Source organism: Chitinophaga sp. S165 (assembly GCF_003182155.1).
Lineage (GTDB): Bacteria > Bacteroidota > Bacteroidia > Chitinophagales > Chitinophagaceae > Chitinophaga.
The window spans coordinates 463,908-485,395 of the sequence record NZ_QGTG01000004.1; the positions used below are offsets into that span (position 1 = coordinate 463,908).

A 21,488-nucleotide genomic window follows, 5' to 3' on the forward strand; every position below is an offset into this window, starting at 1 on the left:
ACCACGTTTTTTTATGCAAAAGAGCTTACAATTCCTCGATTATGTTGTTTTCTTAGTGTATTTCGTGATTGTTGCCGGCTACGGTCTCTATATCTATCGAAAGAAAAAACGAGCAACAACTGATTCCAAAGATTTCTTCCTGGCGGAAGGTTCCCTTACCTGGTGGGCTATTGGCGCCTCTCTGATCGCATCCAATATTTCTGCGGAGCAGTTTATCGGGATGGCAGGCTCCGGATTCAATATTGGTCTGGCTATCTCCACTTATGAGTGGATGGCTGCTGCGACCCTTATTATTGTGGCGGTCTTTTTCTTACCTATCTATCTTAAGAATAAGATCTATACCATGCCGCAATTCCTGCTGACGCGGTATAATAAAACAGTAAGTACCATTATGGCCGTTTTCTGGCTCTTATTATATGTGGTAGTGAACCTGACTTCAATCCTGTATCTCGGTGCACTTGCAGTAAATACCATCTCGGGTATTAACTTCTATGTGTGTATGAGTCTTATTGCGTTGTTCGCCATCTTTATTACCCTGGGTGGTATGAAGGTGATCGGTTATACGGACGTGATCCAGGTGTTCTTCCTGATACTGGGTGGTCTGGTAACTACTTACCTGGCATTAAGCCTCGTGTCTGAGCACTTTGGTGAAACAGGCGTACTGAAAGGATTCTCCCTGATGACGGAACATGCAAGTGACCACTTCCACATGATCCTGAAGAAAGACAATCCGCATTATCTTGATCTGCCGGGCCTCACAGTGCTGGTAGGCGGTATGTGGATCGTGAACCTGAACTACTGGGGTTGTAACCAATATATTACACAGCGTGCATTGGGGGCTGACCTGAAAACTGCACGTAGTGGTCTGCTCTTCGCAGGTTTCCTGAAACTGCTGATGCCTGTGATCGTGGTATTGCCTGGTATTGCAGCTTACGTACTGCACTCACAGGGTATGTTCCAGCAAGAGATGGTAAAAGCTGGTGAACTGACTCCTGATAATGCTTATCCTGTTCTGATGAACCTGCTGCCTGCAGGTATGAAAGGGCTGGCGTTTGCAGCGCTGACCGCAGCGGTGGTAGCATCTCTGGCAGGTAAAGCGAACAGTATCTCTACTATCTTCTCTCTCGATATTTATAAAGAGATCTTCAACAAATCAGCAGGTGAAAAAGAGATTGTTAATGTGGGTCGTATCGTAGTAGTAGTTGCTATGATCCTGGCTATCATCATTTCTCCGTTCCTGGGTATCGATAAAAAAGGTGGATTCCAGTTCATACAGGAATACACCGGTTTCGTATCTCCGGGTATTTTCGCCATGTTCATACTGGGCTTCTTCTGGAAACGAACTACCGCCAATGCAGCGTTGTTTGCAATGATAGGTGGTTTTGCGATGTCCATCTTCCTGAAGTTCCTGCCAAATTGGGCTGATCTTTCTTCCCTGTATGACCTGGGTTGGGCAGTACCGAATGCGGAAGGCGTATATGAAATTCCGTTCCTCGATCGTATGGGTATCGTATTCGTTGTGTGTGTAGTTGGTATGGCTATCATCTCCCTGATGTCGCCAGCTCCTTCTAAATCACTTGTCGGCACAACCGGCGATCTGAAAACAAGCGGATCACATGCACTGGAAGTGGACGCTTCTATGTTCAAACCATCTTTAGGGTTCACTGTTATTGCATTGATCATTTGCGGTATCCTGACAGCACTGTATACCATTTTCTGGTAATAGTCGCTAACAGGAACAAATTAACCATCAGAAACAGAAGAAGATTGCTATATGAGATATACGATAGGATATGACATCGGCTCCTCCTCGGTGAAAGCGGCATTGCTTGAAGTGGAAACGGGGAAATGCCTGGCTACGGCTATCAGTCCTGCACAGGAAATGCCTATGCATGCACCTGTAGCGGGATGGGCCGAACAGGATCCCGAAATGTGGTGGCAGGAAGTACAGAACGCAACAAAAAAATTACAACAACTGCACCCTTTTGACGGGGGTGCGGTTGCCGGTATTGGTATAGCTTATCAGATGCACGGATTGGTGTGTGTGGATAAAGACCAGCAGGTTTTACGTCCCTCCATCATCTGGTGTGACAGCCGGGCTGTGGAAATAGGCAATGAGGCCTTCAACACCCTGGGGCAGAATTGGTCACTGCAATACCTGCTTAACTCTCCCGGTAACTTTACTGCTTCCAAGCTACGCTGGGTACAGCAGTATGAGCCGGAGATCTATAAGCGCATTCATAAGATCATGTTACCCGGCGATTTTATCGCTATGCGGCTGACAGGGGAGGCGGCAACCACTATTTCAGGTTTGTCGGAAGGGATCTTCTGGGACTTTAGTGGCCGCCAGGTATCGCCTGTATTACTGAAACATTATAATATTGATGAAAGCCTGTTGTCGGCCGTAGTGCCTACATTCGGGTTACAAGGTAAAGTAACTGAAAAAGCAGCAGCGCTTTTGGGTATTGCTGCAGGTACGCCTGTAACCTATCGTGCCGGCGATCAGCCCAATAATGCATTCTCCCTGAATGTACTGAAGCCCGGAGAAGCTGCTACCACAGCAGGTACTTCCGGTGTCGTTTATGCAGTGCACGACCATATTGCCTTCGACCAGGAAAGCCGTGTGAACACCTTCGTGCACGTAAATGATACCCCTGAAGCCCAACGCAATGGGGTGCTGATGTGCCTGAACGGTACTGGTATCCTCAATAGCTGGTTACGGCAAATGACCGGCAAGCTTGAGTATGCAGAAATGAACACACTTGCGGGTCAGGCGCCTGCAGGTTCAAAGGGACTGCACATCTATCCATTCGGAAACGGAGCGGAACGCATCCTGGCTAATAAGGAAGTTGGCGCTGTTTTCAATGGACTGAACTTCAATATTCATGGTCGCGAACACCTGCTGCGTGCAGCACAGGAGGGCATCGTGTTCGGTCTGAAATACGGTATGGATATCATGACAGACATGGGGCTGCAGATCCATCGTGTGAGGGCAGGACAAGCTAATATGTTCCTCAGTCCACTTTTCAGGGAAGTATTTGCCAATACGGCCAATGTCGTGATCGAACTGTATAATACAGACGGCGCGCAGGGCGCCGCCAGGGCAGCAGGTATAGGCGCAGGTCTGTACAATGAGCAGGAAGCTTTCCGTGGAATGGAATGTCTCGCCACGATAGAACCGGATGCGGGGCTTCAGCAACAATATGCCGGCATATACAGCCAATGGCTGGAAGGACTACAGCACATTATTAAGTAACTGCATCACACATAACAGTTACACGACACATACACACGTTTTGGATTCAAAAAAAGAAAGAAAATGAGTATCACTTTAGGGAATCAGGAGTACTTCAAAGGCATTGGAAAGATCGCCTACGAAGGTCCTCAGTCAACTAATCCATTTGCATACAAATGGTATGATGAGAATAGAAAGATCGGTGGCAAGACCATGAAGGAATTATTCCGCTTTGCGGTATCCTACTGGCACACCTTCTGCGGCACCGGTGGAGATCCGTTCGGCCCCGGCACCAAAGCCTTTCCATGGCTGACGGCTACCGATGCGGTGCAGAGCGCAAAAGACAAAATGGATGCTGCTTTTGAATTCTTCACCAAACTGGGTGTGCCTTACTATTGTTTCCACGACGTGGACCTGGTAGATGAAGGCGCTACGATCAGCGAATACGAAAGCCGTATGCAGCAGATCGTGGATTATGCAAAAGAAAAGCAGAAAGCCAGCGGTGTGAAATTACTGTGGGGTACTGCTAATGTATTCAGCAATCCACGTTACATGAACGGCGCTTCCACTAATCCAGACTTTGGCGTACTGGCCTACGCAGGTACACAGGTAAAAAACTCCCTGGATGCCACTATTGCACTGGGTGGTGAAAACTATGTATTCTGGGGTGGCCGTGAAGGTTATATGACGCTGCTGAATACCAACATGAAGCGCGAGCAGGAGCACCTGGCCCGCTTCCTGACAGTAGCAAAAGACTATGCACGTAAACAGGGCTTTAAAGGTACGTTCTTCATTGAACCTAAACCTTGTGAGCCTACCAAACACCAGTACGATTATGATGCGGCAACTGTAATAGGTTTCCTGCGTCACTACGGACTGGATAAAGACTTTAAACTGAACCTGGAAGTAAACCATGCCACCCTGGCTGGCCATACTTTCCAGCATGAACTGCAGGTAGCTGCAGATGCAGGTATGCTGGGCAGCATCGATGCTAACCGTGGAGATGCTCAGAACGGATGGGATACTGACCAGTTCCCGATGAACCTGAACGACATGGTTGAATTCATGCTGGTGATCCTGGAAGCAGGTGGCTTCAGCGGCGGTGGTGTGAACTTCGATGCGAAGACACGCCGTAACTCAACTGACCTGGAAGATATCTTCCATGCGCATATCGGTGGTATTGATTCTTTCGCACGTGCTGCCGTTATTGCAGAAAAAGTGCTGGAACAATCTCCGTATAAGCAATTCCGTATAGACCGTTACGCTTCTTTCGACAGCGGTAAAGGCAAGGAATTCGAAGAGGGCAAACTGACGTTGGAAGACCTGCGCAGTTTCGCTATCAGCAATGGCGAGCCTAAACTGATCAGTGGTAAACAGGAGTGGCTGGAGAATATCATCAACCAGTACATCTGATCATAAATTAGTTTGTTGAAATTGAAAAAGGAAGCTGTCTCATTTAAAATGGGGCAGCTTTCTTTTTGTAACTTGCCATACACCATAATAAACTTATAGCCATGTTTTCTATAGAGACCTTTCACCGGGATGGTTTTGATATTGTTGCTCTGAAAGACAATGACAGCGGTGCGCAGGTGGAAATTGTTCCTGCATATGGCGCTATGCTGCATGCATTCAATATACCCTACCAGGAAACCCTGCTGAACATCATTGATAATTATGTCAACCTGGAAGACTATAAAAGCAATATGGCGGAGTATTTTAAAAGTGCTAAACTCAGTCCCTTTGCGTGCCGTATGCCAGGTGGTGAATATAAATGGGAGGGAAAGCAGTACACCGTGCAGAAAGCCGTTAAGCCGGGAAGCTGTATACATGGGCTGCTATATGATGTAGCATTTACTGTGGAAAAGACGCATGCCGATGAAAAGTCGGCGACAGTAACATTGCGTTATCAATACAATGGGGCCGATGATGGATACCCATTCCCTTATGACTGTGAGGTGCAGTATAGTTTGCAGCCGGGCATACGTCTGCAACTGACCACTACTATCCTTAACCGTTCATCTGAAACCATACCATTAATGGACGGATGGCATCCTTATTTCACAACAGGCACGCCTATAGATGATATGGAGCTGCAGTTTGCATCAGGACAAATAGTGGAATTTAATGCGCAGCTGATACCTACAGGTGGTGTGCTGCCGTATACCAGGTTCCAGGAAGCGACGCCGCTGGAAGGTATTCCGCTGGATAACAGTTTTTTGCTGGACCTGAGCCAACATACATCGTCATGTACACTAAGAGACCCAAAGAAGCATATTGCTATTACATTTTATCCTGATCACAGTTATCCCGTTCTGCAGATCTACATACCCCCACATCGCAGGAGTATCGCTATTGAGAACCTGAGTGGGGCGCCTAATGCCTTTAATAACGAAATTGGTCTTATATTCCTTCCAGCGGCGGAAAGCAGGGTCTTTACAACCGCCATTTCTGCTATTAGCTGGTAATATTCTGGCATCGCTTGGCATAGTCTTTGGAACTTTACCTGTATTGTTTCACCCGAAAAAGATTATGTTATGGATACTTTAGAACTCAAAGGAAAATGGAATGAGTTGAAGGGCAAGATTAAACAGCAATACGCCGACCTTACAGACGATGATCTTCTGTACGAAGAAGGACAGGAAGACCGTTTAATAGGTAAACTCCAGCAGAAATTAGGTAAGACACGTGATGAAGTTATTAAACTCTTAAAATCTGCATAAAATGGGAAGTCTGTTATATCTCATCGCCGTCATACTGATTATCGGCTGGTTGCTGGGCTTTTTTGTATATTCAGCAGGTGGATTGATCCATATTCTCCTTGTAATTGCAATCGTAGCCATCCTCTTACAGATAATAAGAGGCTCCAGGTGAGTCTATTATTTTAGATATCATGCGAATCCTCCCACCACCGGGAGGATTTTTTCGTTAATTTTTTAGGATATTGCCTGTAGATTTTAATCCATCAGATAATGAAAAGAATCATCACAGGGTTACTCCTGCTTTGCTGTAGCAGCCTGTTGGGGGTAATAAAGGCCCAGGCGCAGGTTACATTGACAGGAAGCATCATGGATAAGGAGAACAAGCTGGTTTTGCCTTACGCCAGTATTACCAATAAAAGCACAGGCCGTAGGACCTATTCTGATAAAGGAGGTTTTTACAAAATAGCAGCCAGCCCCAGGGATGTGGTGGTATTTTCATTTCTTGGTTATAAATCGGACAGTGTGGTGGTAACCCAGTCCAGCGGGACAGAGACCAGGAATATTACCCTGACGGTGGAAGCCAAGCAGCTCCGCAGTGTGGAAATAGGTACGCAATACACTCCTTATCAGATTGACTCATTGGCCAGAAGGGAACAGTTTGGTTATATCCTGGACAAAAGGGACATGCCATTAGCCGGTGGAAGTACTCCTGTAGGGGCAGGTATCGTATTTAGCCCGTTTACGCGGTATTCCAAGTCTGAGAAACGAAAAAGGGAGTTTAAGAAGATCTTTGCAAGAGCAGAAGAGGAAAGATATATCGACTCCCGATATACGCCTCAATTCGTTAGTAAAGTGACCAGTCTGACAGGAGACTCGCTCATGATATTCATGAAGGAGAATTATCCTGATTATAATTCGATAAGGGTAATGCAGCAGGAGGACCTGATTTACTGGATAACGGATAAGTACCGGGAATGGAAGAAGAAATAAGATATAACAAATATAAAAGAGCAACGGCCACCCTGTTTCCAGAGTGGCCGTTTGCATGCAGAGGCCAATAGAAAAAATATTCTTTTAGTTATAAACTTTCACCATATAAACGAAGTCTTCCAGTCTTTTCACTTGTTCCACACGGCTCATTCCTTCCAGTCTGTTCTTATGGTTCCATTCTTTTTTAGGAAGCTTATCTTTAGGCATTTCTTCCAGCAGGCGTTTCAGGTGCGCTGATTTAACAGCAAAAGCAATACCGTCGGAAGTGGTCTGCTTGCCTGTAACAATACCTACTACATCGCCTTTACTATCCATCAGCGGAGCGCCACTGTTACCTGGATTTACGGGGATGGATACCTGGTAAGCAGCGCTATCGCCATTAAAACCGGTTTGAGCGCTGATATAACCTTCACCGTAAACAATCTCATCACGAGGATAACCCAGGGTGAAGACAGCTTCTCCACGGAGGGCGCGTTGCGGTTTCAGGGAATAGGGGAGCGGCTGACCTTTAAAGGTGCTGTCGGTGATCTTGAGGATAGCGAGGTCGCTTGAAATGTCCTCAAATACACTCGCAGCTTTAAATGCTTCTCCTTTTGTATTCTGGATATAAATAGAGTCAGCACCTGCTATGACATGGTAGTTGGTTACTACATATCCATTATTGGAGATGGCGAAGCCGGTACCACCATAAGTGCCAGGGTTGGCTGGTGCTTTCTTCTTATTGTTCATGTCGTTGATGAGGGCGTTCTGAGAGCGCTGGATATTGTTCAGCACACGTCTTACATCCTCATATTGAGCGGTGGTCTTCTGGCGGCTGGCATTTTGCATCAGCGCCATAGTTGTCAGAGAAGTGACCAGGGCTATACAGGCCGCTGCCGCCATATTAGTTACCAGCCTTCTGCTGATAGTGAATACTTTTTTCTGTGCGGGGGCCTGCGAGACGGATAGGACATCATTAACAGCCATGGAAGCATGGATCTGGTCCATCTTTTCCTGTAATGCTACCCTGTGCCCAAATTGTTCCAGCTGTTGAATGAGCTGCCGGTGGGCCAGCACCTGCTCATTGACCGCCGGATTGGACTGGCGCAGCGCTTCGAAAGCAGTTCTTTCCTGCTCACTCATTTCGCCCTCCAGGTAGCGTTCAATATCACGTATTAATGTAAAGTCGTTCATCGCCTGTAACCGCTTTTACAGATCTGTCAGGTCTTACACCTGTCAGGTCCTAAAATTTATATTGTTCAAAAAATAGTTTCTTTAGTCGCATCAGGCACTTATACTTCTGATTCTTGGCATTTTCTGAGTTGGTATAACCAAATTTCTCAGCAATGTCCTGCATAGACAGTTTCCTGATATAATAGTCCTCCAGGATCGTTTTACAAGGTTCTCCCATACTGCCCATTGTCTTTTCCATCACTCTGAACTGGTGGTCTTTCTCCTCATGTTCGGCCATTGTATTGGTATCGTCGGCCGGTAACACTTCACTCAGTTCATCAGGGAGGGCCAGTTGCCAACTACCGGTCTGCAATTTCTTTAACCACAGATGACGGCACACCGCATAGAGGAAGGTCTTTAACTTGCTGTACAGATCGAATTCCCCTTTCTGAGCTTTCTCATATAGTACGATCATTGCTTCCTGGAAAAGATCTTTTGCATCATCCTCAGACCCATTGTACTGTAAAACCATTCTTAATATAGAAGGATAATTCTCCGTATAGATGGTTGCCAGCGCCCTGTCATCATTCCTGGTTAAACCCAGCAGTAATTCACGATCCCGTTCTATGTTCTGATTATGCTTCACTTATTAATACTATTAAATGGCGTTTGGTAACCCAAAGTAGCAGAAAAAAAATCCAAATCCCAAATCAGCCTGATCATCTGTTTTGCTATAGATGCGTAAATGAGCCGATTTCATATATAGTTAGCTGCGTATATATGAAAATATCCTGCCGGAAATAGAAAAAGGGTAGAAAAAGAGGGAAGAAAAAAAAAATTTAAAAATCTGGGTTACCTTTTTTAAAACCCGGTATAAAGGATAAATAATATTTCAAAAACCTAAAAAATAGTCAAAATGAAAAACGCTCTGAAAATTGGTTTCTTAGCTTTAGCTCTTGGTGTATTCGCAGCTTCTTGCGGTAGTGGTTCTTCAACTCCAGCAGAAGATACTACAGCAGCTGCTGCTACTATCGATTCAGCTGCTGCTACAGTTGATTCAGCTGCAACTACAGTTGATTCTGCTGCTGCTGTTGTTGATTCAGCTAAAGCTGCTGTTGACTCTACCAAAAAATAATTATATTGGTAAGCAAATAAAAGGCTTTTATATGACCGCTCCGTTTCAAAACGGAGCGGTTTTTTTTGTTAAGCCTGCTTGTAGCTCTCTGATACTGAAAAAAATGTCAGAAATGAGCTATTTTATTAGATAGATTATAATTTTTGACAAAGGTGCTTGGACAATTCAAATCCTGATGTATTTTTGTCAGGCAATTAAGCAAATATGATACAGCAAACAACCTTTGGTTACTTTTATGGTTTCTACTTTTTCTGGTACCAGGAATAGGGAGGTCGTTTGTAGTACTTAAATATAAAGAAACTAACAAAAAGGCCTCCTGAACGGGAGGCCTTCTTTTTTTTGATAATATCAGCTTTATGTTACAGCGTTTCAGCCTTTATTTCTTTTACTTTTTCTTTTACTTCTTTTACGTCGTAAAGGCCGGGACTCTTTTGTAATAACTGCACTCCAACATAATTGCAAATAAAAAGGGTCCCGGCTCCACCGGGGCCCTTTTTCGTTTTATTCGGTAGTTGCTACAGCAACTACAAACCAAAAAAAAATCAAACATTAAAAAATGCGTATCGCAATTCAGGGTTTTGAAGGATGTTTTCATCAGATAGCAGCAGAAGGATACTATGGCAAGGGTATTGAAATCGAATGTTGCGCATCCTTTCCGGAACTTGTTAAAAAGGTAAGCAAACAGAAAGATGCTGACGCTGGCGTAATGGCTATTGAAAATTCCATTGCCGGAAGCATTCTTCCGAACTATACCTTATTAAAGAATTCAGGCCTGCATGTGATCGGGGAAGTGTATCTTCAGATCAAACAGCACCTGATGGTATTACCGGGCCAAACCCTGGAGGATATACGTGAAGTACACTCGCATCATATGGCGTTACTCCAGTGTACGGACTTCCTGGAGAAACATCCTCATATGAAACTGGTAGAAACAGAAGATACGGCCCTTAGTGCAAAGCACGTACAGCAGAAAAAACTCAAAAGTACTGCTGCTATCGCAGGTAAACTGGCGGCAGAGATATATGGCCTGGAAATCATCGCTCCAAATATCCATACCATCAAAAATAACTATACCCGTTTCCTGGTAATCTCTCCTAACGGAGTAACACCTGCGCCTGACGCTAACAAAGCATCAGTATACTTCCAGACCTCCCACGATCGTGGCAGTCTGGCAAAGGTACTGACACAGGTAGCACAGGCAGGGATCAACCTGAGTAAGATCCAGTCTTTTCCAATGCCTACCAAAGAGTGGAACTATTACTTTCACGCGGACTTCGAATTTGAAAACCTGAGTCACTTTGAAAAGAGCATCAGCAAGATCGAACCGCTTACAGAAGATATCAAAGTGCTGGGCATCTATAAAAAAGGAAACACACACTAATCATAACATACATCAGAACGCGGAAAAAAGAGCACTATGAATTTACAGGTAGCAAAAAGGCTGCAACAAACGGAAGAATACTACTTCTCTAAAAAGCTTAGAGAAATAGACGAGATGAACAAAGCAGGAGCGAAAGTGATCAATCTTGGCATCGGTAGTCCGGATCTGCCTCCGCATGCTTCCGTTATTGCCACTTTGCATGAATATGCACAGAAACCTGACACGCATGCTTACCAGGGTTATAAAGGTATTCCGGCACTGCGCAAAGCAATGGCCGACTTCTACCAACGCTTCTATGGCGTGTCCCTGGACCCTGAAAAAGAAGTGCTGCCGCTGATAGGTTCAAAAGAAGGTATCATGCACATCTGCATGACCTACCTGCAGGAAGGAGATGAAGCCCTGTTGCCTAATCCCGGTTACCCTACCTACCGTTCTGCCGTTAACCTGAGTGGCGCCACCGTGGTAGATTATGACCTGGAAGAAAAGAACGGCTGGCTACCTGACCTGGACGCACTGGCAAAACGTGATCTGAGCAAAGTGAAACTGATGTGGGTGAACTACCCGCATATGCCTACCGGCGCCCGCTTCAATGAAGAGTTTGCCCGTGAACTGGTAGCATTTGCGCAACAACATAATATCTTAATTTGTCATGATAATCCGTATAGCTTCATCCTGAACAAGCAGCCACAAAGCCTGTTACAAACGCCTGGCGCCAGGGAAGTGGTATTGGAACTGAACTCCCTCAGTAAATCTTCCAACATGGCTGGCTGGCGTGTAGGTATGCTGGTAGGAAAGCAGGAATGGATCAACGAAGTACTGCGCTTCAAGAGTAACATGGACTCCGGCATGTTCCAGCCGCTCCAGATGGCTGCAGTAAAAGCACTGGAATTAGGTCCTGAATGGTATGCTGAACTGAATGGCATCTATGAAGGCCGCCGCAAGAAGGTGTTTGAACTGCTGGAACTGTTAAACTGCACATTCGATAAAGACCAGGTAGGGCTGTTCGTATGGGCGAAGATCCCTTCTTCTGCCAAAGACGGTTTCTCGCTGACAGACGAGATCCTGCAGAAAGCTCAGGTCTTCATTACTCCCGGTGGTATTTTCGGCAGCAATGGCAACGGTTACATCAGGGTTAGTTTATGTAAGGACGAAAAAGTATTTGATGAAGTGCTGGATAGGATAAAAACAAAATTTAAGCAGTAACAGTCATGATCGCAACTATAGTAGGAACAGGATTAATAGGTGGATCACTGGCCATCAGCCTTAAAGAAAAAGGCGTGGCTAACTGGATAATTGGTGTGGACCAGAACGAAAGTAATCTGAAGAAAGCACAGGAACTGAAGATCATTGACGAAGGTGCTACTCTGGAAGACGCGATGCAACGTTCACAGCTTATCATACTGGCTATTCCGGTAGACGGTATGCTGCAGATCATGCCCTCCGTACTTGATAAAGCAGGACCCGAACATGTGATCATGGACGTAGGTTCTACAAAACAAAAAATATTACAACTCGTTGCCGGACATCCCAACAGGGGGCGCTTTGTAGCTGCCCACCCGATGGCCGGCACGGAGTATTCCGGTCCGGAAGCAGCTATAAAAAACCTCTTCACGCAAAAGACCATGGTGTTATGCGATGTGAAGAACAGTGCTGAAGATGCACTGGAGCTCATTGAAAATATGGTAGACAAACTGCAGATGCGTCTTGTGTATATGAATGCGGAAGAGCATGACCTGCACACTGCCTATGTATCTCACATCTCCCATATCACTTCTTTTGCCCTGGCGCTAACAGTGCTGGAGAAAGAAAAAGAACAGGGCCGCATATTTGAACTGGCCAGTGGTGGTTTTGAATCTACCGTAAGGCTGGCAAAAAGCTCGCCTGATATGTGGGTGCCTATCTTCAAGCATAACCGTCATAATGTGCTGGACGTACTGGATGAACATATCCACCAGTTACAGCAAATGAGGCAGTTGCTGGAGAATGAAGACTACGAAACATTCTATAAACTGATCCAGAAATCAAATAAGATCAGGAAAATATTAAAATAGCCGGTCGCCGTGTAGTGACTCATTTGCCGGGAAACTGAAAATGGATCACTAACCGATAGTCGGACAGAAACAAGAAAACAAACAATCACTGGATTATGGACGACTATCGTCTATGGTCTGAAAAGCGTCAAAACGATGGAACAGATTCTCGCTAAAACAAAATTCTCTGATCCGGCTTCAGATAAGAAACCGCTGATCATTTCCGGTCCCTGCAGCGCAGAAACCGAAGAACAGGTATTGGACACAGCTCTGAGACTGGCTAAAACAGGTAAAGTAGACGTATTACGTGCAGGTATCTGGAAGCCACGTACCCGTCCGGGTTCTTTCGAAGGTATCGGTGTTACCGGTTTACCATGGCTGCAGAAGGCAAAGGAACTGACCGGTCTTCCACTGGCTGTAGAAGTTGCAACTGCTAAACAGGTTGAAGAAGCTCTGCAGCATGGTGTAGATATCCTCTGGATCGGCGCCCGTACTACTGTGAATCCGTTCTCCGTACAGGAAGTTGCTGACGCACTGAAAGGTGTGGATACGACTGTTCTGATCAAAAACCCGATCAATCCTGACCTCGAACTGTGGATCGGTGCTGTAGAACGTGTACGCAACTCAGGCATCACCAAGATTGGTCTGATCCACCGTGGATTCTCCAGCTATGGCAATACTGAATACCGTAACGCTCCGATGTGGCACCTGCCTATCGAAATGAAACGTCGTATGCCTGAACTGCCAATGATCTGTGATCCTAGCCACATCAGCGGCCGCCGCGATATTCTGCAGGAAGTTTCTCAGGAAGCGGTTGACCTGGATTACGATGGTCTGATGCTGGAATCACACATCGATCCTGACAAAGCATGGAGCGATGCGAAACAACAGGTTACTCCTGAAAGACTGGCAGAAATTTTGGATGGTATCACCTGGCGTCATGAGCGCACAGATCAGAAAGAATTCAACTCTGCGCTGGATAAACTCCGTGGTCAGATCAACCAGATCGATGATGAGATCATGCTGCTGCTGGGCAACCGTATGAAGATCGCTGAGAAGATCGGTATCTACAAGAAAGAGAACAATGTGACCATCCTGCAAACTAACCGCTGGAACGAGATCCTGCAACGCGGTATCTCTAAGGGTGAGAAACTGGGCCTGACAAAAGATTTCATCCTGAAATACTTTGATGCAGTACACCTGGAATCCATCAACAGGCAGAACAGAGTGATGAACGAAGACAAATAGACTTAATACAAAATATGAGAACGTTATCTTACCAGTTCCAGCATAGTAATACGAAATATTATCTGGGAGAAAGCCTGCAACAGCTGGGCAATTATGCCGATCCATCCAGAACAGTACTGGTAGTGGATGAGAATGTGGATCAACACCACGGGCAAAAATTGGCTGGCTGGCGAAAGCTGGTGATCCCGGATGGAGAAGAGAACAAAAGCGGTGAAGTCCTTGAGCAGATCATCAATGGTCTGATCGAACTGGAAGCAGACCGCAAAACCATGCTGATAGGTATTGGCGGTGGTATGACCACTGACCTGACCGGCTATGCGGCCAGCATTTACATGCGGGGCATGCCAGTAGGTTTTGTTCCTACTACTTTGCTGGCACAGGTGGATGCGTCTATTGGTGGCAAGAACGGTATCAACCATGGTAAACATAAGAACATGCTGGGTACCATCCGCCAGCCGGAGTTCATTCTGTTTGATTATTCACTGCCGCTGACAATGCCGGCAGAAGAATGGCACAACGGCTTTGCGGAGATCATCAAGTATGCGTGCATTCTCGATGCCAGCCTGTTCACCTACCTGGAAGACAACCGTGATAAAGCTATGCAGCGCGATGTGGCCGTACTGGAATACCTGGTGGAACGTTCTGTGGAACTGAAAACCAAAGTAGTGCTGGAAGATGAATTTGAGACTGCGTCAAGACGCTGGCTTAACTTTGGCCATACGCTCGGACATGCTGTGGAGAAGATCGAGAACATTGCACATGGCAGGGCAGTGGCCATCGGTATGGTAGCTGCCGCCAAGATCTCAGAAAAGCTGAAAGGATTGCCTGTTGATCAGACCAACAGGTTGATCCGCCTCATTAATGATTACCAGTTGCCGGTTACGCTGACCTCTAACAAGGAAGAAGTGTTCAACATCTTCAAGCTGGATAAGAAGCGGGAAAAAGATGCGATTCATTTTGTACTGCTCGAAGAAATAGGGAAGGCTACTACACAGCCTGTGCCTATTGCAGAACTGAAGCAAATGCTGGATGAACTATAAAACTAAAAATTATGCAAGTAACAATATCACCCGGCGCTATCAGTGGTACAGTGACCGCCAATCCATCCAAAAGTGCTATGCAACGTGCTGTTGCGGCAGCGCTGCTGAGCAATGGTACCAGCATTATCCGCAATCCCGGTCTGAGCAATGACTGCCTGGCTGCGTTGGATGTGGCCGGAAAACTGGGTGCCGTTATCAAACGTAATGAGGACCATGTTGAAATTATAAGCAAAGGGATCTATCCTGCTGCTGAAAATAAAGAGATCAATTGCGGGGAGTCCGGTCTCGGTATCCGCATGTTCACGCCTATTGCGGCCCTCTCAGATCAGGCAATTACCATCAACGGACATGGTAGTCTCACTACCCGCCCGATGGACTTCTTTGAAGCAGTATTGCCTCAACTGGATGTAAAATGCACCACCCGTGAAGGGAAACTCCCATTGAACATACAAGGTCCGCTGAAAGCTAAGAACATCACCATTGATGGCTCACTGAGCTCCCAGTTCCTCACCGGTCTGCTGATGGCATATGGTGCAGTAGCGGAAGATGTGACCATCACCGTAAAAGATCTGAAAAGCAAACCTTACATCGCACTAACACTGCAACTGATGGAGCAGTTTGGTGTACAGGTAAAAGAAGAGAACTTTGAAAAATTCCACTTTGGTAAACGCCAGGCTTACAAGGCCGGTGAATATACAGTGGAAGGAGACTGGAGTGGTGCTGCGTTCCTGCTGGTAGCTGCGGCTGTAGCCGGTAAAGCAGAAGTACATCATCTAAATACACAATCTGCACAATCAGATAAAGCCATCCTGGAGGCCCTTGAAAAAGCAGGTGCATCATTGTTGCCAGGTGTCTTTACTGTGATCGTGGAGAAAAATAAACTGCAGGCTTTCGACTTCGATGCAACTGACTGTCCTGACCTGTTTCCTCCGTTGGTAGCCCTTGCTGCTAATTGCGAAGGCACTACAAAGATCATTGGTGTGAACAGACTGGCGCATAAAGAAAGTGACCGTGGCAAGACCTTGCAGGAGGAATTTGGTAAAATGGGTATCACCATTGATCTGCACGGCGATGAGATGTTGGTACACGGCGGCACTGGCATTAAAGGAGCCGTTGTAAGTTCCCACAATGACCATCGTATCGCGATGGCCTGTGCAGTAGCTGCTCTTACAGCAGATGCGCCGGTGATCATCGAAGATGCAGAAGCCATTAACAAATCATATCCTGAGTTCTATGAACATTTGGAGAAGATCGGTGGTATAGTAAAAAAGCAGGGATCAGTAAGCCTGACGCATTAATAGAAGCAGGGCTAACTAAAAAGGATAGATCGTCTCTTTTAGTCAGCGCTGAAAAAATACACAAACAGCATGAACAGCTTTGGTAGATTATTCCGGGTGAATGTTTTTGGAGAATCGCATGGCGCCAGCGTAGGCGTGAATATTGATGGTATTCCTGCCGGTATTCCGCTTACACAGGAAGATTTCCTGCCTGACCTGGAAAGACGTAAAGCCGGTGCCAAGGGTACCACACCCCGTAAGGAAGAGGATCTGCCTTACATCAAATCCGGTGTATTTAACGATCGCACAACAGGTGCTCCTATTACAATATTATTTGAGAACAACAATACCCGCAGTACTGACTATGAGAAACTGCGTGAGTTTCCCCGTCCCGGTCATGCAGACTTTGTGGCTACCCACAAATATGGTGGCTTTGAAGATTATCGTGGCGGAGGTCATTTCAGCGGTCGTCTGACCCTGAACTTGGTTGCAGCTGGTGTGATCGCTAAAAAGATCCTCGGGCCTGGTATTTCCGTAAAGGCTACATTGATCGAAGTAGGTGGTTTGCCTGATGCTGAAAAGGGACTGGAAGCAGCAATTGCTGCTAAAGATTCCGTAGGTGGTATCGTGGAATGTGTTGTTGAAGGATTGCCTATCGGTCTCGGAGAGCCTTTCTTTGATTCTGTGGAATCCACTATCGCGCATGCCGTATTCTCTATCCCCGCTATTAAGGGCATCGAGTTCGGTTCTGGTTTTGCCGCTGCCCGCATGAAAGGAGTAGAGCATAATGATGCCATCCTGGATGCAACAGGTAAAACGGCTACCAACCACGCTGGTGGGGTAGTAGGAGGTATCACGAACGGTAATCCCCTGGTATTCCGTGTGGCCGTAAAGCCTACCTCCAGCACACCTAAAGAACAACACACACTCAATATAAAAAGCGGTGAAGTGGAAAGCTTCAGCGTAAAAGGACGTCACGACCTCTGTATCGCACTGAGGGTACCGGTAGTGCTGGAAGCTGTAGCAGCTATGGCCCTGGCTGACTTTATGCTGCTCGAGCAAAGAAGCGGCAGAGTGTTTAAATAATAGCTTTTACTCCCTTGAGAGGATACAAAAAAGGCGAATGAGATACTCATTCGCCTTTTTCTATTTTAAGCTAAAACTATTTTTCAATCGCGATCAGTTCTACTTCAAACACCAGGGTGCTGTTAGGACCGATTTTCGGACCTGCCTGACGGTCGCCGTAAGCCAGATCGGAAGGGATGAACAACTTCCATTTAGAACCTACAGGCATCAGCTGTAAAGCTTCTGTCCAGCCTTTGATAACACCGCTAACAGGGAAGGAGATAGGCTGACCTCTCTCTACAGAACTATCGAAAACAGTACCGTCTATCAACGTACCATGATAGTGTGTTTTTACCTTGTCATTGATGGTTGGTTTAGGACCGGTACCTTCTGTGACAATCTGGTACTGTAAACCGCTAGGCAGTGCAACCACGCCTGGTTTGGTTTTATTTTCCGCCAGGAACTGTTCGCCGGCAGCCTTGTTTTTTTGCATTTTCTCAGCTTTTAACTGTTGTAAATAATCACTAACACTCATATTACCTTGTTCTTTTGTTATTAATGGTGTGCCCCCGCTAACAGCTTCTTTCAGCGCTTTTGCCAGTATATCGGTCTTAACGCTGTCGAGGCCCTGGGTTTTCAGCATGTTGCCAAATTCCAGGCCAATAGCATAACTGATGGTATCCAGTTTTGTTTGCAATAAAGGGGCCGGTGCTACAGCTACCGGAACTTCCTCATCTTTTTTGGATTTCTTCTTCTTCTTTTGTGCGTAACCAGGAAGGGTAGCCACGCCCAAAATTCCAAGTAATAGGGCTTTTCTGATCATATAATGGTTTATTGAACTGTACTAAAATACTCCTGCAGGACACCCCGCAGGAATGGCCTGCAAGTTAGTAACTATTTGATTACCGGCAACTCTATATGAGAAGCGTGCTGAGCGTCGTGGTAAATACGGATGTCTGCTTTGCGGAAATCTTTATCATCACAGGTATAGATGTTGGTAAACACCTGGGGATTCCTATCCACCAGTGGGAACCAGCTGCTTTGTACCTGTACCATGATCTTATGCCCTTTTTTGAAAGTATGAGCGATGTCCGGCATATTAAAATTAACGTCAGTAGGCGTATTAGGCTTAAAGGCCTCAGGCTTTTCAAAGCTGTTACGATACTTGCCACGCATGATCTCGCCGCGTACCAGCATCTGATAACCTCCCATCGGATAAGTGGCGGAAGGTACCCTGCGGTGATCGCTAGGGGCCTCCTGCTCATATTTGAAATCGTTCGGGAACACGTCGATCAGCTTCACTACAAAGTCTGCGTCAGTACCACTGGTACTTACCACCAGTTTGGCCACCAGCGGACCTGCCACTGTTACGTCTTCTGTTAGTACCGAAGTTTCAAATACAGCCACGTCCGGACGTCTTGCAGCAAAGCGCTGATCGTCCGTCATGTAGTTGATGGTACGGTTAAAATGTACATCTTCAGTGTATGGCACCGGTTTCGCAGGATCACTTACGTATTCGGTAAAGCTACCCGCATTAAGCGGTTTGCTGAAGTCCAGTTTACCATTAGCCTGCAGATACAGCGATTTGTTCTGCATATTAGCCAGTGGCCATTGTGACAATTTATGCCATCGATTTTCTCCCGTGAAGAAGATAGTGGCTTCGGCAATACTGTCCGCCGTTCCTTTCCCTTTCAGGTAGTAGTTGAAGAAAGGTACTTCTACATTTTCCTGGTACCAATAGGAGGTCGCACTGCCAAAGTGTACATTACCCAGGGAAGAGCCATTGTTTGTTCTCGAAGACCATTGTCCGTGATACCAAGGCCCCATTACAATACGGTTGTTAGCTTTACCGCTTTGTTTTTCAATAGCTTTATAAGTGTTCCAGGCGCCGAAGCAGTCTTCCGCATCGAACAGACCGCCTACTTCCAGCATAGCCGGTTGTACGCTGGTCAGGAATTGCCTTACGTTACGGGCTTTCCACCAGTTGTCCAGGTCAGGATGCGCCATGATATCCTTCCAGAAAGCAATGCTGTCACCCATTAAGCGGGTGAAGTTCTTTACGGCTCCTGTACGGAGGTAAAAGTCGTAGTTGTCATTATTGTGGTACTCAAAACCGGTAGGGCCAACTGTAGTAGGTTTGGGTCTTGGTTTACCAAAGCTGGTATAGAATGCGAAGGCGTCTGTAATAAAAAAGGCGCCATTATGGTGAAAGTCGTCTCCGATGAACCAGTCAGTAACCGGCGCTTGTGGGCTAACGGCCTTTAATGCCGGGTGACCGCTCAACGCGGCCATAGTAGAATAGAAGCCTGGATAAGAAATACCCAATACGCCCACATTGCCGTTATTGTTTTCCAGGTTCTTTACCAGCCAGTCGATCGTGTCGTAGGTATCACTGGCTTCATCGATGTCCTGTTTGTTCTTTTTATTGGGATTATAAGGCCGTACGTCCACGAAAGTACCCTCACTCATCCAACGGCCTCTCACGTCCTGCATAACGAAATAATAGCCCTCGCGCAGGTACGTATTAAAGTGACTGCCCCACAGCGGTAGCCATTTATCTTCTCCGTAAGGCGCACACGAATAAGGTGTACGGGACATGAGGATGGGATGTTTCTCCGATTTGTCTTTCGGCATGTAGATGGAGGTGAACAATTTTACCCCATCACGCATTGGGATGTACACCTCTTTTTTGATGAAGTTCTCACGCACCCATGCAGAGTCCTGATTGATGCCTTTCACGCAGGAAGCGTGGAGGAATAACGCTGCAATCATCAGCGATAGCAATTTTCTCATAAGTCGTTTTAATGATTTTGTTAGGTCTGGACAGTTTGTCTGTGTTCTTAGGATGACAGGCTCTCCCTGTCTTTTTTGGGCAATGATTTTACTACCAGGTCGTAAGAGTCTCTGATCCACTGATAGAGCAAACGGCTTGGTATATTGGAATGTACGTCTACCGTATTCCAATGTTTCTTATTCATATGATAGCCGGGTGTAACACCGTCATATCGTTCCCTTAGTTCAACCGCTATTTCAGGATCGCACTTCAGGTTGATCGAGTCAAAGCTATCAACGTTAGTGAGTGAGAACATCTTACCTTTTACCTTGTATACAAGAGTTTCTTCACCGAACGGAAACTCTTCCGTAACGCCTGGCAACGATAAACAATATTCCCGGAATTGTTCAATATTCATATCCGTAGTAATGTGAAGTCAAGCTAGATACGGTCAAAGATAAAAAAAAGAGGCCAACCTTCTGGAAGATTGGCCCTTGTTATAAATAGAGGTTGATAGTTCACTACATGCAGCAGATATGGTTGGTTTATGATGAATTTAAAGCTTGGTGATAGCGAGGATCACGCGGGAATAACGCCCGTATACGATCTCTACCTGCTGACCGGCTTTGAAATCATCCAGTCTGCCACGCATCCAGTAAAACAACCGTTTTCTTTTCCGTACACCTTCCTGTTTTACAATGAAGCTGGTCTGCATCTCATTGTTACCCTGGTAGATCATTTCCAGCGGTACCTGGATCTGTCCTTTCTCTAATTTGGTCAGATCCTTTTTGATCGTATAGTAACGTACATCCGTCACCTTGATCAATGCAAAGATCAGCACTAATACAAAAGACATTAGCCAAACCCAGAACCACACGTTCTTATAGGAGAACAAGGACTGATTGATTTCTTCGTCGCTGAGACGTTTGGCAAGAAAGAATTGAGGTACAAAAGCGGCGATAATCACTAAAAACACGCCGATAGCAATGAATTTGTAGATCTGCCTAGTGTTCTTTTTCAACGCATCCTGAAGATGAAATATCTCTTCGGTGGTCATAAAAGAGTAATCCTGCATAAGTATATTGGTTTTTCTTATATCTAATTTATATAAAATATTATTAAAATAATGATAATGTTTACGCGAATCCTGTCAACTTAGTATTAGTGTGACTTAAGATCTTGGTAATCAGGAAAAGATTTTTTATAGAAACTCCGGGATATTACATACAAAAGACAAATCAGCAGATACAGAATTGTGTGGCAACGCACAAATTGCAGCGCCGGTACTCAAATTTTCCTCATCTGAAAACATCTTTACCATTAACGGAATAAATTACCATTAACGGAATTTCATCTTCTGATATATGGTTGTAAATAAGAGGGTTACGATTTAATAAGTAAAATTTTCCCAATTGCGTAAAATGCTATGACGGTAAAACGCATAGTATTGTGGTGATTATCTG

21 protein-coding genes are annotated in these 21,488 nt (G+C 45.7%); 15 read left to right on the plus strand and 6 right to left on the minus strand.

Translation table 11 applies throughout. From position 1 onward, the window contains the following. Positions 1–13 precede the first annotated feature (13 nt). From C7475_RS19130 to C7475_RS19160, 7 genes are all read left to right on the plus strand, one after another. Positions 14–1,723, plus strand: a complete 1,710-nt coding sequence (locus C7475_RS19130; protein WP_110054987.1) for a sodium/sugar symporter — start codon at positions 14–16, stop codon at positions 1,721–1,723. 51 nt (positions 1,724–1,774) lie between these two features. Further along, complete coding sequence (locus tag C7475_RS19135; protein WP_110054988.1) at positions 1,775–3,256, plus strand: xylulokinase; 1,482 nt, start codon at positions 1,775–1,777, stop codon at positions 3,254–3,256. Between the two features lie 63 nt (positions 3,257–3,319). Continuing rightward, positions 3,320–4,648, plus strand: coding sequence for a xylose isomerase (gene xylA, locus C7475_RS19140; protein WP_110054989.1), 1,329 nt, complete (start codon positions 3,320–3,322; stop codon positions 4,646–4,648). Positions 4,649–4,749: 101 nt separating this feature from the next. Then, positions 4,750–5,700, plus strand: coding sequence for an aldose 1-epimerase (locus C7475_RS19145; protein ID WP_110054990.1), 951 nt, complete (start codon positions 4,750–4,752; stop codon positions 5,698–5,700). Positions 5,701–5,769: 69 nt separating this feature from the next. Next, entirely contained in the window at positions 5,770–5,955 is a 186-nt protein-coding gene (locus C7475_RS19150; protein ID WP_110054991.1) for a CsbD family protein, read from the plus strand. Position 5,956: 1 nt separating this feature from the next. After that, entirely contained in the window at positions 5,957–6,106 is a 150-nt protein-coding gene (locus C7475_RS19155; protein ID WP_110054992.1) for a lmo0937 family membrane protein, read from the plus strand. A gap of 98 nt (positions 6,107–6,204) precedes the next feature. After that, on the plus strand, positions 6,205–6,924 hold the full coding sequence (locus C7475_RS19160; RefSeq protein ID WP_110054993.1) for a carboxypeptidase-like regulatory domain-containing protein: 720 nt from the start codon (positions 6,205–6,207) through the stop codon (positions 6,922–6,924). Positions 6,925–7,008: 84 nt separating this feature from the next. Here the strand turns inward: C7475_RS19160 and C7475_RS19165 are convergent, their stop codons facing one another. Both C7475_RS19165 and C7475_RS19170 read right to left on the minus strand, forming a co-directional pair. After that, positions 7,009–8,097: a S1C family serine protease gene (locus C7475_RS19165; protein ID WP_110054994.1), complete on the minus strand. Its 1,089-nt coding sequence runs from the start codon at positions 8,095–8,097 to the stop codon at positions 7,009–7,011. Between the two features lie 49 nt (positions 8,098–8,146). Beyond that, positions 8,147–8,722, minus strand: a complete 576-nt coding sequence (locus tag C7475_RS19170; RefSeq protein ID WP_110054995.1) for an RNA polymerase sigma factor — start codon at positions 8,720–8,722, stop codon at positions 8,147–8,149. A 270-nt stretch (positions 8,723–8,992) separates the two neighbouring features. Here C7475_RS19170 and C7475_RS19175 point away from each other — a divergent pair, with 270 nt between their 5' ends. The 8 genes from C7475_RS19175 (at position 8,993) to C7475_RS19210 (ending at position 17,273) form a co-directional block, all read left to right on the plus strand. Further along, positions 8,993–9,211 carry a hypothetical protein gene (locus C7475_RS19175; RefSeq protein ID WP_110054996.1) on the plus strand — a complete coding sequence of 73 codons (219 nt, stop codon included), beginning with the start codon at positions 8,993–8,995 and terminating at the stop codon, positions 9,209–9,211. Between the two features lie 556 nt (positions 9,212–9,767). Further along, on the plus strand, positions 9,768–10,592 hold the full coding sequence (locus tag C7475_RS19180) for a prephenate dehydratase (protein WP_110054997.1): 825 nt from the start codon (positions 9,768–9,770) through the stop codon (positions 10,590–10,592). 36 nt (positions 10,593–10,628) lie between these two features. Continuing rightward, entirely contained in the window at positions 10,629–11,795 is a 1,167-nt protein-coding gene (locus C7475_RS19185) for a pyridoxal phosphate-dependent aminotransferase (RefSeq protein WP_110054998.1), read from the plus strand. 5 nt (positions 11,796–11,800) lie between these two features. Next, a complete protein-coding gene (locus tag C7475_RS19190) occupies positions 11,801–12,643 on the plus strand; it encodes a prephenate dehydrogenase (RefSeq protein ID WP_110054999.1) in 843 nt (280 codons plus the stop codon). Positions 12,644–12,778: 135 nt separating this feature from the next. Further along, the gene (locus C7475_RS19195; RefSeq protein WP_110055000.1) at positions 12,779–13,870 is read left to right on the plus strand and encodes a chorismate mutase; all 1,092 of its coding nucleotides are present in this window, start codon (positions 12,779–12,781) and stop codon (positions 13,868–13,870) included. Positions 13,871–13,884: 14 nt separating this feature from the next. Beyond that, positions 13,885–14,910: a 3-dehydroquinate synthase gene (gene aroB / locus C7475_RS19200; RefSeq protein WP_110055001.1), complete on the plus strand. Its 1,026-nt coding sequence runs from the start codon at positions 13,885–13,887 to the stop codon at positions 14,908–14,910. Positions 14,911–14,921: 11 nt separating this feature from the next. After that, a complete protein-coding gene (gene aroA / locus C7475_RS19205; protein WP_110055002.1) occupies positions 14,922–16,208 on the plus strand; it encodes a 3-phosphoshikimate 1-carboxyvinyltransferase in 1,287 nt (428 codons plus the stop codon). 69 nt (positions 16,209–16,277) lie between these two features. Then, positions 16,278–17,273, plus strand: coding sequence for a chorismate synthase (locus C7475_RS19210; protein WP_110055003.1), 996 nt, complete (start codon positions 16,278–16,280; stop codon positions 17,271–17,273). Positions 17,274–17,349: 76 nt separating this feature from the next. On the opposite strand, the gene C7475_RS19215 is transcribed toward C7475_RS19210, so the two are convergent. The 4 genes from C7475_RS19215 to C7475_RS19230 all read right to left on the minus strand — a co-directional run bounded on the left by C7475_RS19215 (position 17,350) and on the right by C7475_RS19230 (position 21,100). Beyond that, positions 17,350–18,075, minus strand: coding sequence for an FKBP-type peptidyl-prolyl cis-trans isomerase (locus C7475_RS19215; RefSeq protein ID WP_199236257.1), 726 nt, complete (start codon positions 18,073–18,075; stop codon positions 17,350–17,352). Between the two features lie 71 nt (positions 18,076–18,146). Further along, a complete protein-coding gene (locus C7475_RS19220; RefSeq protein WP_110055004.1) occupies positions 18,147–20,045 on the minus strand; it encodes a CocE/NonD family hydrolase in 1,899 nt (632 codons plus the stop codon). A gap of 47 nt (positions 20,046–20,092) precedes the next feature. Continuing rightward, entirely contained in the window at positions 20,093–20,443 is a 351-nt protein-coding gene (locus C7475_RS19225; RefSeq protein WP_110055005.1) for an MmcQ/YjbR family DNA-binding protein, read from the minus strand. Between the two features lie 138 nt (positions 20,444–20,581). Next, complete coding sequence (locus tag C7475_RS19230) at positions 20,582–21,100, minus strand: hypothetical protein (RefSeq protein ID WP_110055006.1); 519 nt, start codon at positions 21,098–21,100, stop codon at positions 20,582–20,584. Positions 21,101–21,488: the final 388 nt, after the last annotated feature.